The organism is Komagataeibacter xylinus, assembly GCF_009834365.1.
In the GTDB taxonomy this organism is placed as follows: domain Bacteria; phylum Pseudomonadota; class Alphaproteobacteria; order Acetobacterales; family Acetobacteraceae; genus Komagataeibacter; species Komagataeibacter xylinus_D.
This window is the reverse complement of the sequence record NZ_CP041348.1, coordinates 2590902-2606382: the sequence shown is the minus strand read 5'-3', so window position 1 is coordinate 2606382 and position 15481 is coordinate 2590902. Positions and strand designations below refer to the sequence as shown.

Below are 15481 nucleotides of genomic sequence, written 5' to 3'. Positions count from 1 at the left end.
GGCATGCAACGCCGCTCCCCTTACGCATGACATGAAAAACAGAGGCAGCCCCGGTATGTCCGCAGCCCCCGCAACTTCTCCTTCCCGGTTACGTGACGGGACCGCGGCCTCGCTCCTTGATGATGCGGAGCGCACGCGCATCCGGGCCAAATCCGCCCAGTTCGCGCCGCCGACTGCTGCCCTGCCCGATGGCAGGCGCGACCTTGTGGGCCTGTCGCGTGAGGAACTGACCGAGATCATGGTCGAAATTGGCGAAAAGCCATTCCGCACCAAGCAGTTGTGGCACTGGATCTACCACCAGGGTGCCACCGATTTCTCGCGCATGAGTTCCATCGCCCGCCCCCTGCAGGAAAAGCTGGCCGAGCGCTTTGTTGTCGGTCGCCCCGACGTGGTGACGGAGCAGACCTCGCAGGATTCCACGCGCAAGTTCCTCTTCCGCTTCCGTGACGGGCAGGAGGCGGAAACCGTCTATATCCCCGACCGGCAGGAAGATCGCGGTGCGGTATGCATTTCCTCGCAGGTGGGCTGCACGCTGTCCTGCACCTTCTGCCATACCGGCACGCAGGCGCTGGTGCGCAACCTTGGCGCTGCCGAGATCGTGGGCCAGTTCATGGCCGCGCGCGACAGCTATGGCGAATGGCCCAGCCCCAAGGGCGACACGCCGCGCCTGCTCTCGACCATCGTGCTGATGGGCATGGGCGAGCCGCTCTACAATTACGATAACGTGGCCAAGGCGATGCGCATCATCATGGATGGCGAGGGCATTGGCCTGTCACGCCGGCGCATTACGCTTTCCACCTCCGGCGTGGTGCCGATGATGGACCAATGCGGTGCCGAGCTTGGCATCAACCTTGCCGTGTCACTACACGCGGTGCGCGATGACCTGCGCGACGAGATAGTACCGCTGAACCGCAAATACCCCATCAGGGACGTCATTGCCGCCTGCCGCCGCTACCCCGCTGCCAGCAATGCACGGCGCATCACGTTTGAATACATCATGCTGCGCGGTATCAATGACAGCGAGGCCGATGCACGTGAACTCGTGCGGCTGATCTCGGGCATTCCGGCCAAGGTCAACCTGATCCCGTTCAACCCGTGGCCGGGCAGCAGCTACAGACCCTCGACGCGCGAGCAGCTTGAGAAGTTTGCGAATATCGTGATGGATGCGGGCTTCGCCTCGCCCATCCGCATGCCGCGCGGGCGCGATATTCTGGCCGCCTGCGGGCAGTTGCGCACCGAAAGCCAGCGCCTGCGCCGCGCGGGCCGCCCTGAAAGTGCGCCCGATCCGGTGGAATGAGGTAAAAATCCGCCTTTCGCTTCTGGTCGCCCGCAGCTTGGGGTGCTAGGAGGGCAGGCCGCCGGTTTTCCCGGCAAAGTATTGTCCAAGTTTTGTCGACAGGAGCCTTCTCCCATGACCGCCAAGGGTGTCAAAAAGGTCGTTCTCGCGTATTCGGGCGGTCTTGATACTTCCGTGATTCTGCGCTGGCTGCAGACCACCTATAACTGTGAAGTCGTGACCTTCACCGCCGATCTCGGCCAGGGCGAGGAACTCGAACCCGCCCGCCGCAAGGCCGAGATGTTTGGCGTGAAGGAAATCTTCGTCGAGGACCTGCGCGAGACCTTCGTCAAGGATTTCGTCTTCCCCATGTTCCGCGCCAATGCGCTGTATGAGGGGCAGTACCTGCTGGGCACCTCCATCGCCCGCCCGCTGATCGCCCAGCGCCAGATCGAGATTGCCGAACAGGTCGGCGCCGATGCCGTAGCCCATGGCGCCACCGGCAAGGGCAACGACCAGGTGCGCTTCGAGCTGGCCTATTACGCGCTCAAGCCCGACATCACCGTCATTGCCCCGTGGCGCGAATGGGATCTGACCTCGCGCACGCGCCTGCTTTCCTTCGCCGAAGAGCATCAGATCCCCATCGCCAAGGACAAGCGCGGCGAGGCCCCCTTCTCGGTCGATGCGAACCTGCTGCACTCGTCATCCGAAGGCAAGCTGCTTGAAGACCCGGCCGTCGGCCCCGATGAGATCGTGTTCCAGCGTACCATCTCGCCCGAGGCAGCGCCTGACAAGGCAACCGAGATCACCATCGATTTCGTGTCCGGCGACCCGGTGGCCATCAATGGCGTGGCCATGTCGCCCGCAACGCTGCTCACGCGCCTGAACGAACTCGGCCGCGACAACGGCATCGGTCGCCTCGACCTGGTGGAAAACCGCTTCGTGGGCATGAAGTCGCGCGGCATTTACGAGACGCCGGGCGGCACGATCCTGCTGACCGCGCACCGCAGCATCGAGAGCATCACGCTCGACCGCGAGGCCATGCACCTCAAGGACAGCCTGATGCCGCGCTATGCCGAGGTGATCTATAACGGCCTGTGGTTCTCGCCCGAGCGCCACATGCTGCAGGCACTGATCGACCGCAGCCAGCACTCTGTCAGCGGTCGCGTGCGGCTCAAGCTGTACAAGGGCAACGTGATCTGCGTGGGCCGTGAAAGCCCCAACAGCCTGTATGACACCCGCGTCGTCACCTTTGAGGATGATCAGGGTGCTTACAACCAGGCCGATGCGCAGGGCTTCATCAAGCTCAACGCGCTGCGCCTGCGGCTTGGTGCCAAGATCGGCCGCCGTGGCGGCGCGCTCTGATCACCTGCGCCCCTCCTTCATCCCTTCAACAGCCTGCCGAGGTGTCATGAAACGCTTTTCCCGTGTCATTCCCCTTCTTGCCGCAGCCGTGGTGGCGCTGCCGCTTGCAGCTTGTGGTGGAAACAAGGATGACCAGCCGGAACTGACCCCGGCGCAGTTCATGGACAACGTGCGCAAGCAGCCCGGTGTCCAGACCCTGCCTGACGGACTGGCCTACAAGGTGCTCCAGTCCGGCCCGAAGGACGGGGCGCAGCCCACCATCAATGACAGCGTGATGGTGATCTATGAAGGCCGCCTGCCCGATGGCGGCATCTTTGACAGCTCCGACCAGCATGGCCACGGCGCGTATATGCAGATGCCGCTGGAAATGGTGATCAAGGGCTGGCAGGAAGCCGTGCCCAAGATGCATGTGGGCGATACGTGGATGCTGTACGTGCCGCCCGAGCTTGGCTATGGCCACAAGTCAATGGGCATCATCCAGCCGGACAGCCCGCTGATTTTCAAGATCCAGCTGCTCGGCGTCTCGCCCGGCGGCCGCTAAGCCCTGAAAGAGCCATTCATCCGCCGGGTGGGTGGCTCTTTTCACATGATGGGACAGGAACCGGACAACCGACATGGGTATTGCAACCGGACGCATGGCATCCGTACTGCGCGGGGGCTGCCTGCTTGCTGGCGTGGCGCTGCTCGCCGCCTGCACGCGCCACGGGCAGGAAGGCTATGCGCGCTACCGCACCAATTGCGGCATCTGCCACCATGGCGGTGAAGGGCTGAAGGGCGAGATCCCGCCCATAACCGGCCGCGTGGACAGGATCGCCACCTCGCCCGAGGGCAGGCAGTACCTCATGCATGTGTTGCTGAACGGGCTGAATGGGCCGCTAAAGATCGATGGCGTGCCCTACAACTTCTTCATGCCATCGTTTCGCGCCCATCTGTCGGATGAGGAGATCGCCTCCATCCTGAGCTATCTGGCTACGCGCGGCGACACGCACCCTGCCCCGGTCTTTACCGCAGCCGAGGTTGCCCGTGAGCGCGCCCACCCCCTGAGCAGCAGCATGGTGGCCGATGAACGCCGCCACCTTGATGCGATCCATCCCCTGCCCTGACCACCGCGCACCTTGACCAGCGCGGGCAAAAAAACGGAAAATACTTTTATGCAACGCCTGTTTTCCGGCATTCAGCCGACCGGTATCCCGCAGCTTGGCAACTACCTTGGCGCGATCCGCAACTGGGTTGCGCTCCAGCGCGACCATGACTGCATTTTCTGCCTGGTGGACATGCACGCCATCACCACCTGGCAGGACCCCGCCACCCTGCGCCAGCAGACACTGGCCCAGACCGCCGTGCTGCTGGCCTCGGGCATTGATGTGCAAAAGCATATCCTGTTCAACCAGTCCGCTGTCAGCGCGCATGCCCGGCTGGGGTGGATCTTCAACTGTGTCGCGCGTCTGGGCTGGCTCAACCGCATGACCCAGTTCAAGGACAAGGCAGGCAAGGACCGCGAGAAGCATTCCGCCGGGCTTTATGTCTATCCCGACCTGATGGCAGCCGATATCCTGGCCTACAAGGCTACCGCCGTGCCGGTGGGCGAGGACCAGAAGCAGCACCTTGAGCTGACCAACGACATTGCCCAGAAATTCAACCATGATTACGGGGTTGAATTCTTCCCGCAGGTCGAGGCCCTCATTCCGCCGCAGGGCGCGCGCGTGATGAGCCTGCGCGACGGCACCAAGAAAATGTCCAAATCCGATCCCTCCGCCCAGAGCCGGATCGAGATGACGGATGACGCCGATACCATTGCCAACAAGATCAAGCGTGCCAAAAGCGATTCCGAGGCCCTGCCATCGGAGGAAGCAGGCCTTGAAAACCGGCCCGAGGCCCGCAATCTGGTAACCATCTACGCAACACTTTCCGGGCTTACGACTGCCGATGTGCTCAGGCAGTTTGGCGGCCAGGGCTTTGGTCCGTTCAAGGCGGCGCTGACCGAGGTAGTGGTGGGCGCGGTCTGTCCCATCGCTACCGAGACGGAGCGGCTGCTCAAAGAACCCGGCTTTCTGTGCGACACCCTGCGCGAAGGGGCCAACCGGGCCCGCGTCATTGCCGAGCCCATCGTATCGGAAGCCGAAAAACTGATCGGCTTCCTGAAATAGACCCGAAAGGAACCGCCCCATGCGCCAGGAACTGCACAGCCTTCAGGTAAGCACGCATGGCAAGGGGCTGGTTCCGATCGACCGGCCGGTGCTGGCATGGGTGCGGCAGAGCGGGATTGAAACCGGCCTGCTCACCCTGTGGTGCCGCCACACCTCTGCCTCGCTATGTGTGCAGGAAAATGCCGACCCGACCGTGCGTACGGATATCGAGCGGTATTTCGAGGCGCTGGTGCCCGAGCAGCCCGGTCGCTACATCCATGATGATGAAGGCCCGGATGACATGCCCGCCCATCTGCGCGCCATGCTCACCAACACGCAGCTTTCAATCCCTGTGGCCAGTGGCAGGCCGGTACTGGGCACATGGCAGGGATTATACCTGTTCGAGCACCGCGCCCGCCCCCACCGACGCGAGATCGTGCTGCACCTGATGGGCGAATAATTAAAAAGCTTTAGAATAATGCAGCCTTTTTCTTAAAAAAGGCTGCACCCGAAAACTTTTATCAACGCATTATTTGCAATCTCTCATGCCGTTCCGATTACGTCGCATTCAGGATTGCAGCATGATGGTTGATATGGTCAGCAATGAAGGACTGGATGAACCAGTAGGAGTGGTCATACCCTGCATGCTCGCGCAGTTGTAGCCCCTGTCCCGCAGCACCTGCCGCCGTATGCAGCAGGTCGGGCCTGAGCTGGTTGTGCAGGAACTGGTCCGCCTCCCCCTGATCGATCAGGATGGTGGTGGGGTGGGTATGGCCCGCTTCAAGCAACAGCGTTGCATCATGCCGCGCCCAGGCCTTGCGGTCGGGGCCAAGATAGGCGGCAAACGCCTTCTCGCCCCATGGCACGATGGTGGGATGACAGATCGGCGCAAAGGCCGAAACGGATTTCCATGCCTGCGGGGCCGTGAGCGCATGCACAAGCGCGCCATGCCCGCCCATGGAGTGCCCCATGATGCCACGCCGCGCGCCATCAATGGCAAAATGGTCCTGCACCAGTTGCGGCAGTTCCGTATCGATGTAACTGCCCATGCGGTAATGCGCCCGCCACGCGGGCGTGGTGGCATCAAGGTAAAAACCGGCACCGGTGCCAAGGTCGTATGCCGCGTCCTCGCCCGGCACGGCGGCACCGCGCGGCGAGGTATCGGGAGCAACCAGCGCCAGCCCGTGCCGGGCGGCAAAGCGCACGGCGTTGGATTTGATGAGGAAGGTCTCCTGCGTGCAGGTCAGGCCCGCCAGCACGAATACAACCGGCACCTTCTCGCCTGCCAGCGCCCGGGCGGGCAGGAACACGCCAAAACGCGCCTCCAGCCCCAGCGCGGTGGAAGGGTGGCTGTAAAAGCCAACCCGCCCGTCGCAGCTTGCGTGTTCCTCAAGCGTTGTGATCTGGCCCATGGATCAGAACTCGACAACGGTGCGGATGCTCTCGCCCTTAGCCATCATGTCAAAGCCTTCATTGATGCGCTCGAGCGGCAGCCTGTGGGTGATTAGGCTGTCAATGTCGATGCGGTTCTCCATGAACCAGTCCACGATGCGCGGCACGTCGGTACGCCCACGCGCGCCACCAAAGGCCGAGCCGATCCACCGCCGCCCGGTCACGAGCTGGAAGGGACGCGTGCTGATCTCCTGCCCCGCGCCTGCCACGCCGATGATGGTGGAAACCCCCCATCCCCGATGCGCGCATTCCAGCGCCTGGCGCATGAGCGTGGGGTTGCCCACGCATTCGAACGAGTAATCCACCCCGCCCCCGGTCAGTTCCACGATATGGCCAACAAGATCGCCATCCGGGCCGAGGTCCCTGGGGTTGATGAAATCGGTCATGCCGAATTTGCGGCCAATGGCCTCGCGTTCGGGGTTGATGTCGATGCCGATGATGCGCTCGGCACCCACCATCTTCGCGCCCTGGATCACGTTCAGCCCGATGCCACCCAGCCCGAACACGGCCACCGTGGCCCCGGCCTCGACCTTGGCGGTAAACAGCACGGCACCAATGCCGGTGGTCACGCCGCAGCCGATGTAGAACACCTTGTCAAACGGGGCATCGGGCCGGATCTTGGCGAGTGCTATCTCGGGCAGGACGGTGAAGTTGGCAAAGGTGGAGCAGCCCATGTAGTGATGGATCGGCTGCCCCCTGAACGAAAAGCGCGACGTGCCATCAGGCATCAGCCCCTTGCCCTGTGTCGAGCGGATGGCCGTGCACAGGTTGGTCTTGCGCGACAGGCAGGATTTACACTCCCGGCATTCCGGCGTGTAGAGCGGGATTACGTGATCACCGGGCTTAAGGTGCCGCACGCCGGGGCCCACCTCACGCACCACCCCTGCCCCTTCATGGCCAAGGATGGCGGGGAACAGCCCCTCCGGGTCAGCACCCGAAAGGGTGAACTTGTCGGTGTGGCACAGGCCGGTAGCCATGATTTCCACCAGCACCTCGCCCTCACGCGGACCTTCGAGCTGCACGGTCTCGATTTCAAGCGGTTTGCCTGCCTCAAAGGCAACGGCGGCCCTTACATCCATGACCAGTCTCTCCTTGCATGCGTTGCGGGCCGGGGCCCGTACCAGTTTGCAACGATTAAGGGCCTCATGGACGGATGCGTCAATGTTGCCCGGTCAGGAAAGCGTTAAGCTCTTTGAGTGACAAATGATGCCACGCGCCATGCCGCGCTGCCATGGCCCGGGCAGGATGTGATAAGCGCGAAAGCGGGGCTGGCCGCGGCGCCCCGCTTTTTTCAACCGTTCCAGGAACACCATATGGTCATCAATCGCAAAATCGGTTTGTGGATCCTCATGCGCGAGAGCCTGCTCTCGCTTGTGCTGCTATGTGCGTGGGATGTGGTCGTGGTCATGATGTTCCAGATCTTCCATCAGGAATGGATGGAGCAGCCCACCCTGCCCATATCGCTCATCGGCTCGGCGCTGGTGCTGTTCATGAGCTTTCGCAACAACACCGCCTATAACCGCTGGTGGGAGGGGCGCACCCTGTGGGGGGCCGTGACCAATAACAGCCGCTCGTTTGCGCGGCAGGCAGGCACCATCCTGCGTGGCTGCCCGGACCTGGCCTGCGCCATGGCCGCCTACCCCTACGCGCTGCGCAGCGCACTCGGCCGGCTTGATGACCTGCAGGACGTCATGCGCCTTTTGCCTGATTCGATGAAGCCCGGCATCGAAGGCCGCGCCAACATCCCCGCTGCCATCCTGTTCCAGATCGGGCTGCGGGTGGATGCGGAATGCCGCAGGATGAATATTGATGGCGCATTGCAGGGCCAGATCGACCGTATCCTGTCCGACATGAGCAACGCGCAGGGCGGGCTCGAGCGCATCCGCAACACGCCACTGGCCATCCAGTTCTCGGTGCTGCCCAAGGTCGTGGCGGCGGTGTTCTGCATCATCCTGCCGCTTTCCATGGTGCAGACGCTGGGGTGGATCACGCCGCTCGGTTCATCGCTCGTGGGGGTTCTGTTCGTGGCTCTCGACAAGGTCGGCAGCGACCTGCAGGACCCCTTTGGCTCAACGCCGCACGGCATGCCGATGCTGACCATATCGCGCACCATCGAGATCGACCTCATGCAGTCCTGCGGGTTGCCTGCCCCGCCGCCGCTCACGCCTGTCAGGGGCATACAGGGCTGACACGCCACCGTGCAAGCGCCTCAAGACAGCAGGCGCAATTTATGCTATAGGGTGGACATGAGCATGTTCAGAACCACCCAGAAGGGCACTGTGACCGATGCCATGGCGCGGACCGCCGCCGCGACCACGGCAGCCGAGGCCAAGTCCAGCACGGCTGTAAAAGATGAAGATCCGTTCCGCGAGGGCGATGCCATCGTCTACGCCGCGCATGGCGTGGGCCGCGTTGACCGGATCGGGGTCGACGAAATCGCGGGCACGAAGCTGGAAATGATCCAGATCTCGTTCCCCGGCAACCAGATGACGCTGCGCATCCCGCTCTCGAAGGCACGCAAGTCGGGCCTGCGCAAGATCGTCTCGCGCGAGATCGTGGACAAGGCGATGGCCATCATCAAGGGCAAGCCCCATGTCAGCCGTGGCATGTGGGCCCGCCGCGCCGTGGCCTATCAGGAAAAGATCAACTCCGGCGACCTCGTACAGATTGCCGAAGTGCTGCGCGACCTGCGCCGCAATGTCGACAGCCTTGATGGCAGCTTCAGCGAGCGCAAGCTGTTCGAGGCCGCCCAGGAACGCTTCGTGGCCGAGGTGGCCGTGCTCGAAGGCAAGGAGCCGACCGAAGTGCTGGAAAACCTGACCGAGGTGATGAAGGCGGCCTGATCCCGCCCCATCCCCACCAAACCGACAAGACACCGCTGGCCCCGTGCCAGCGGTTTTGTTTTGGGGCTGCTTTTTCCGGATCGGCCCTTGCTTTCAGCCGGTCAGTATTTGAACTGGTACAGCAGGCCGATACTGCTGCCCGGATCATTTTCCGGCGTGGTGAAGCCGGTCACGTTGCCGCCCGTGCCCACGGTAGTGTTGATCTTGAGCCGCTTGGTCAGGTCAACCTGCACCTGCGCCTGCGTGCCTGAGCCCGATGTGGCCTGCTTGGCCCCCACATACACCCCGCGCATGACATATTTGCCTGCCTCGATGGCCCCAGTATCGTTGCCGCCCGAGCCGTTGGAGGAGCTGCTCATCTGCAACCGGTCCAGATGCAGCGTCTTGCGCACCATGCCCAGCGGGTCAAAGGCGGAACCACCGCTGACACTGGCCACGGCTGCGGCGATGGAGGCCATCTGCGTGGGCGAGAGCGACTGCGTATCGGTGCCGAACAGCAGAATGGCCAGAATCTGGTCCTGCGAGAGCGGCGGCGAGGACGAGAAAGTGATCTTGGGCGCGCTGGCATAGCCGCCCACGTTCAGCCGGGCGGTGCCATCATTGGTGCTGCGCTCGGCCACGAAATCCAGCGTCGGGTCGATGGCATGCGTCACGCCCATGCCATTGAACCCCACCTGCCCCTTGCTGAAATCGAGCGAGATACCGCCGAGCGAGAACCCGCCCTTTACCAGCGAGAACGCACCCGTCATCACCGGCGCGGTTGCGGTACCGCCTGCGTGGACATGGCCGTGCATTTCCGTGTTCAGGCCGTGCCCGCGCACGTAGAACTGCCCCGGCGAGGTCACATCCAGCCCCAGCCCGACCACCAGCGGGGCGGCCTTGGCTGTTCTGTCCTGATTTTTCTCATCCTCGGGCCGGATGACATCCAGATGGGCGACCGAACTGGGCAGGGAATCGGGAATGTTGATGTCCACCCGCTTGAGCGTGATGTTGCCGGTCGCGTCGATCCGGCTCGAAAGCTGCCCCTTTATGCCAAGGTCGCCATTGAGTGTTGCGGTAATCAGGTCGCTGGCCAGCGGGCGGGCATTATCGGCATGGATATGCAGGTCGATCGGCTGGCCGGGCTGGAGCACACCATAACTGCCCGAGGCCGCGATACTGCCCTTGCCCGCCTGCGCGGTGAGTGTGGCGATGACCAGCCTGTCGCCCATGGCATTGACCGTGCCCTGCATGCCCGAAAGCTGTATGCCCTCGCCAAAGTCATGGAACAGGCCATTGCTCAGGCTGAGCGTGCCATTGAGCCGGGGCTGGGCCGGGGTGCCGCGCACGCCCAGCGCCACCTGCAGGTTGCCCCCCGCCTGCATGCCCTGCGCGCCCAGATAGGCATTAGCCACCGCAAGATCCACCCTGCCATCGGCCTGCAGGGTGATCTGCCCGGCCTTATTGACCGGCGCCGTGCCATGCAGCCCCAGATTGACCTGCGGCCCCGCCTCGATCTGCGCATCGACCCGCGCCATACCTGCATTGAGGTTGGCCGTGGCCTCGATCGAGGCTGGCGCGAGCGAGGCGGTATAATCGGTGTGGTATCTGAGGTCCGTGCCGTGCAGGGTGACCTTGCCCGTGGGGCTGGCGGGCGTGCCAGTCAGCCGGGCCTCGGCCGAAAGCTGGCCCTGCGCGTGCAGCGTGGGCACGAAGGGAGCCACCAGGTCTGGCGAGAGGCGGTTGATCGCCACATGCAGGTCAAGCGCCGGACTGACCTTGCCGCTGGCCTCAACACTGCCCGCCTGCCCGCGCGGCGGCGTGAGGCTGACGCGCAGATGGTCGAGCGCGATCTCCTTGCCATACGCCACGCTGACCGGGCCATCCAGGCGCACCTGCTCGCCGCGCGCCTGTGCCACAAGGCGGCGTACATTCACCGACTGCCCGCTGATATTGGCCACCAGCGCCGTATCCAGCGTGGCGGGGCCGGTCCAGGGCGTATCGAGCGTGGACTGGGCATTGACGTCCAGCCCCGCAAGCGGCCCCTTTGCCGTGACATGCGCCCGCCCCCCCATATCGCGGAAATGGGCGTTATCCACTGCAAGGTCGAGGTCGGTCGTAGGCGCATTGCCCGTAGGGTCGAGCACATGACCCTTGAGCACCACCCGGTCGATGCGGCCGATGGCGGCATTAAGCGCGCCATCCACATTCACCGCCAGTGCTGCAGGCGTCGTGGCCGTGGCGCTGGTGGTGCGCAGGGTGGCGGCGACATGGCCGCTGATGTCCTGGCCCGTCAGGTCATGCAGGTCGGCCAGGCGGGTCATGTGCACATCAAGCATGCCGGTTGGCACCTTGTGGCCATCGGGCAGCGTCATGTCTGCCGTGCCGCCAAGGCTCTTCCAGCCCAACTGGGCAATCTGCAGGTGGCGGCTGTTATCGGCATTGCTGTCGAGATGGGCGCTGACCTGTATGGGGGCGCGGTCCACCGTGCCGAAAATGGCAAGTTCCCCCTGCCTGACCTGCGGCAGGTGCGCCATGGTCAGGCTGGCCTGCACATCGCCCGCCGCCGTGTTGCTGGCCGCGATGCTGGCCTGGGTTTTCAGGCTGGCCATGAGGTCATTGACCGGCCCCGCCGCATGCAGGTCGGCCTGCATGTGCCCCTTGAGCGTGGGCGCCAGCGCATGCAGGTCCGACAGGGCCAGGTGCGCCGTGGCATCCACATTGAGCGGCGTGCCGGTTACGATCCGGGTCGGCGTGGCATCAAGCTGCAGGGTACGGCCCTGCGCCTGCAACGTGGTGAAGCGGATTGTATCACCCCCCTTCCCGCCCGGCGTAATCGTGCCCGCAATGCTCACATGCCCTTTATCACCCACCAGTCCGACCGCCGCCGGCAGGCCACCATCAAGCACGATCTGACTCTCGAGGCCGAACTGCCCGTCCTGCCCCTTTGCGGGCAGGCTTACGCTGCCATCAAGGCCTGCATGGCCATGCAGGTCCGTGCCGCCTGCTGCTGCCAGCGGGGCAAGGTCGGGCAGGTCGGCATGGAAGGTGGCGGCAATCGGCTGCGTGGTGGTGGCCTGCCCGGTCACCTGCGCCAGCGGGTGGGACAGCGCAAGTTCAACCGGCCCCTTTGGCGCGTCAGGCCGCCACAGCACATCAAGTTTCAGCGGATCGGCGGCAAACAGCATGGGCTGACTGCCGGGAATGCGCAGGCCCGTGACGGTGGCATGCACCGCCGCGTGTTCCGGCTGGCCCGCAACCGGGGCGCTCAGCCCGTCGGCCACCATATGCAGGTTGGTGAAACTGGTGTCGTTATAGGTCAGGCGGTCAATGTCGAGCGTGCCGTTGCCCGTGGGGCGGTCGAGCGTGCCACCCAGCCTGGCGGCAAGGTCCGCGCCCTGCCAGCCCGTGCCGCCCGTTGCCGTTACAGCGCCGCTATGGGCTGCGACATCCAGCGCCATATGGTGGTCAAGCAGCCCGAGCTGCCCGTGCGCGTTGGCATGAATGTCCCCCGTAGTCAGCGCAAGTGCGAGTTGCGTGTTCGCGCGCGGGCCATGCAGCCCCAGCGAGAGGTCAAGCGGTGCCAGGGCGGGCACATGGCTGAGCGTGGCAAGGAAGCCATCCGCCCCTTCGCTTGCATGCAGGTCGAGCACCACGTCGCCCTTGTTGCCCAGCCTGGTTACAAGGTCGAGGCTACCGGGATGGTCGAGCCGGACCAGCTTCAGCGCGATATCGGCTGGCGGCAGGGTTGCCACCGAGAAATGGTCGAGCACCGGGGCGATGTCGGCCAGGCTGGCATGGCCATTGAGGCTGAAGGCGGCGGGAACCTGCGCCAGGGCAGCGCCCACATCGATCCGCGCCACATGCACCGCCCTGATATCCACGCCCATGTGGATGCTGCCGCTCGAGGGCTTTTCAGGCTTGGGCGGGTGGGCGGGGTCATCCTCGCTCAGGCGCGGAATGGCCAGCCGCGCCATGGACAGGTTGGTGATGACCGCCCGCCGCGTGAGCAGCCGCAGGGGCGACCAGTCAAGCTGGAGGTCATCGATCGAAAGCCACGCGCCCTTGTAATCATCAAGTTCAAGATGCTGCACATGCAGCGCATCTGGAAAGCGCCCCCCCAGCCCCGACAGGTGCACGCTGCCCCCGGTCAGCCCCGGCAGGCGGCGCTCGATCTCGCGCTGGCCCGCCCCGGTATTGGCCGCCACCAGCACCATGGCCAGTGCTGCGGCCACCAGCCCGAAGGGAATGCCAACGCCCAGCGCGCAGGCGCGTGCAATGCGCCGCCCCGTGCGCGGCGCGGGAGAGGATGGCGTAGCTTGCGGCATCAGAATGTCTCCCCCAGGCCCACGTACAGCTCCCACTTGTCGCCTTTGGCGGGGCGGTTGAGCGGCACCGCCACATCAAGCCGCACCGGGCCAATGGGGGTGTAGTAGCGCGCCCCGGCCCCGGCACCCACCCGCACCGTGCCCTGGAAGGGCGTGCGGTCCGCCGTGACCTGACCTGCATCGATAAAGCCCACCGCGCCGAATTTCTGCAATATGCGCTGGCGGTATTCAAACGACCCCGCATCCATCGACGTGCCGCCAATGGCGTAGCGCGTATTGGCAAATTGCGGGCCAACGCCCTGGTAGCGGAAGCCGCGCACCGTGGCCGAGCCACCGGCATAGAGCCGCTGATCGGGCGGAATGGCGAAGGTCGAGGCGCCTTCCACGTTGCCAATGGTGCCGCGAAACGCCAGCACGCTGCGGCCGGGGCGGCTCAGGCCAAAATGCCTGAGGTCGAAATAGGTCGAGACCGTGGCCTGCATGATGGCGAAGAACGAGGTGCCATCGGTCAATGAGGCCGATGGCGTGATGCTGGCCCCCACGCGCACGCCATGGGTGGCGGGCGTGATGGGGTTGTCCACGCCCGTGCCGTCGTAATTGGCGGTGAGCGGCGCCGAGAGGATGAAATAGCTGTTGGTGGTGCCCATCTGCTCGATCTGTTCCTGCTCGATCTGCCCGCCAAACGACACGTTCCAGTGCCGGTTGACGTGGCGCACGATGCCGATGCGCGCAAGCAGCGCGGTCTGGCGGTAGGAATAGAGTTCCTGCTTGATGCCCTCGAGGCGGGCGCTGAGGTTCTGCTGGCGCGAGCCGAAATCGGGCTTCATCAGGTCGGCATAGAAATCATAGCCCAGCCCCTGCTCCGCCGAGCCGCCAAGCCCGGTGATCAGCGCGGTAAGCCGCAGCCGCTCGGCATTGCCAAACAGGTTGTTATGTGTCCATGTCACACCCGCGCGGCCACCGAGATCGGTTGAATAGCCGCCCTCGGCCCCCACGCTGTGGCGCTTGCCTTCATGAAAGCCGAAATCGAGCGGCATGCTGCCATCAGGGGCCAGGGTATCCCCATGATTGACCTGCACATCGGAGAACAGCCCCGTCGAGGCAATGTCCTGCCGGGCGCGCTCGATGCGCGAGGGCTGGTACAGCTCGCCCGGTGCAATGGTCAGCCTGCGCGCGATATAGGCCGGGTGCGTGCGCTGCAGCCCGCCAAAGGCAAAGGCGCCAAGGTTCACCACCGGGCCACGATGCACCGTATAGGCAATATCGAGCGTATGGGTTGCAGGCCGCAGCCAGGCCTGCGGGGTGCTGACATGTGCCAACGCGTAGCCTTCCTCCGTCAGCGCGGTCTGGAGTGCCGCCCCCGCCGTCAGCACGGCCTCGGCCTGTGCTGCAGCACCCGGCTTCATGCCAAAGGCTGCTGCCTCGGTGGGGTTGAGGTGGATGGGACCGTCGCCCTTGTCGGGGTTGAGCGTGACCGTGCCGATGCGAAATAGCGGGCCGGTAGCGGCCGTGATGCTGATCTGCGCCTTGTGGCCCGCGGGCAGGGCCTGCATCCATTCCGGCAGGTCGGGGTCGCGCCCGTCCTGCCCGCCATCGGTGGAGGGGGCGCCCTTGTGGCTGCCATCGCTTATGGTGATGGTAATGCTGCCCGCGTAATAGCCGTAGCTTTCCAGCGCGCTGATCAGGCGGGAATAATCGTTGTGGATGCGCCCGGTCAGGGCAAAGGGGCTGACGGCCTGCGTTTTCTGGAGCGAAAGCAGGTCGGAAGACGCCTTGAGCGCTGCATCGAGGTCGGCATTGCCGGTGGGGCGGATGGTCGTGGTGTAGTCCTGCGGATCAGCCGCAAAAGCCGCAGGCAGCCCCGGCAGCAGAACCGTCATGACCGCAAACAGGCTAACATAACCGGCCCCGCGCCTGGCACTGGCTGCCAGGCGGAGATGACGCAATCGTGTCAAACGGTGCTGCCCCTGTTGCTGTCTTCTTTCATGCGGTCAGTTGCCCACAGGGTATTGTCTGCCATTCCCGCCATGCATGATCAAACCGATATTAACGCTTCTCCCTTAATAAGTTCCGAATTTGTCGCATTGAAGGGCAAAACGCGCCGGGGATGTT

Annotated in this window: 12 protein-coding genes; 8 read left to right on the top strand and 4 right to left on the bottom strand. The window is 64.2% G+C overall.

Annotated elements, in window-relative coordinates; all coding sequences use genetic code 11:
* Positions 1–55: 55 nt before the first annotated feature.
* The 6 genes from rlmN to FMA36_RS12435 all read left to right on the top strand — a co-directional run bounded on the left by rlmN (position 56) and on the right by FMA36_RS12435 (position 5227).
* Positions 56–1297, top strand: coding sequence for a dual-specificity RNA methyltransferase RlmN (rlmN, locus tag FMA36_RS12460; RefSeq protein ID WP_159262658.1), 1242 nt, complete (start codon positions 56–58; stop codon positions 1295–1297).
* 114 nt (positions 1298–1411) lie between these two features.
* Positions 1412–2641, top strand: coding sequence for an argininosuccinate synthase (locus FMA36_RS12455; RefSeq protein WP_159262657.1), 1230 nt, complete (start codon positions 1412–1414; stop codon positions 2639–2641).
* Between the two features lie 46 nt (positions 2642–2687).
* Complete coding sequence (locus FMA36_RS12450) at positions 2688–3182, top strand: FKBP-type peptidyl-prolyl cis-trans isomerase (RefSeq protein WP_159262654.1); 495 nt, start codon at positions 2688–2690, stop codon at positions 3180–3182.
* Between the two features lie 73 nt (positions 3183–3255).
* Complete coding sequence (locus FMA36_RS12445; protein ID WP_159262653.1) at positions 3256–3744, top strand: c-type cytochrome; 489 nt, start codon at positions 3256–3258, stop codon at positions 3742–3744.
* Between the two features lie 48 nt (positions 3745–3792).
* Complete coding sequence (gene trpS / locus FMA36_RS12440; protein WP_159262651.1) at positions 3793–4788, top strand: tryptophan--tRNA ligase; 996 nt, start codon at positions 3793–3795, stop codon at positions 4786–4788.
* Between the two features lie 19 nt (positions 4789–4807).
* Positions 4808–5227 carry a secondary thiamine-phosphate synthase enzyme YjbQ gene (locus FMA36_RS12435; protein ID WP_159262649.1) on the top strand — a complete coding sequence of 140 codons (420 nt, stop codon included), beginning with the start codon at positions 4808–4810 and terminating at the stop codon, positions 5225–5227.
* Positions 5228–5324: 97 nt separating this feature from the next.
* On the opposite strand, the gene fghA is transcribed toward FMA36_RS12435, so the two are convergent.
* Together fghA and FMA36_RS12425 are read right to left on the bottom strand one after the other, a co-directional pair.
* Positions 5325–6179, bottom strand: a complete 855-nt coding sequence (fghA, locus tag FMA36_RS12430) for an S-formylglutathione hydrolase (RefSeq protein WP_159262648.1) — start codon at positions 6177–6179, stop codon at positions 5325–5327.
* A gap of 3 nt (positions 6180–6182) precedes the next feature.
* Positions 6183–7298, bottom strand: coding sequence for an S-(hydroxymethyl)glutathione dehydrogenase/class III alcohol dehydrogenase (locus FMA36_RS12425; RefSeq protein WP_159262646.1), 1116 nt, complete (start codon positions 7296–7298; stop codon positions 6183–6185).
* A 234-nt stretch (positions 7299–7532) separates the two neighbouring features.
* Here FMA36_RS12425 and FMA36_RS12420 point away from each other — a divergent pair, with 234 nt between their 5' ends.
* Entirely contained in the window at positions 7533–8408 is an 876-nt protein-coding gene (locus FMA36_RS12420; protein WP_167518031.1) for a bestrophin family protein, read from the top strand.
* 57 nt (positions 8409–8465) lie between these two features.
* The gene (locus FMA36_RS12415) at positions 8466–9062 is read left to right on the top strand and encodes a CarD family transcriptional regulator (RefSeq protein WP_078524182.1); all 597 of its coding nucleotides are present in this window, start codon (positions 8466–8468) and stop codon (positions 9060–9062) included.
* Positions 9063–9163: 101 nt separating this feature from the next.
* Here FMA36_RS12415 and FMA36_RS12410 read toward each other — a convergent pair whose 3' ends face one another.
* Together FMA36_RS12410 and FMA36_RS12405 are read right to left on the bottom strand one after the other, a co-directional pair.
* On the bottom strand, positions 9164–13369 hold the full coding sequence (locus FMA36_RS12410) for a translocation/assembly module TamB domain-containing protein (RefSeq protein WP_159262645.1): 4206 nt from the start codon (positions 13367–13369) through the stop codon (positions 9164–9166).
* A complete protein-coding gene (locus FMA36_RS12405) occupies positions 13369–15315 on the bottom strand; it encodes an autotransporter assembly complex protein TamA (protein WP_159263921.1) in 1947 nt (648 codons plus the stop codon). Before FMA36_RS12405 ends, FMA36_RS12410 begins: the two co-directional genes overlap by 1 nt.
* Positions 15316–15481 lie beyond the last annotated feature (166 nt).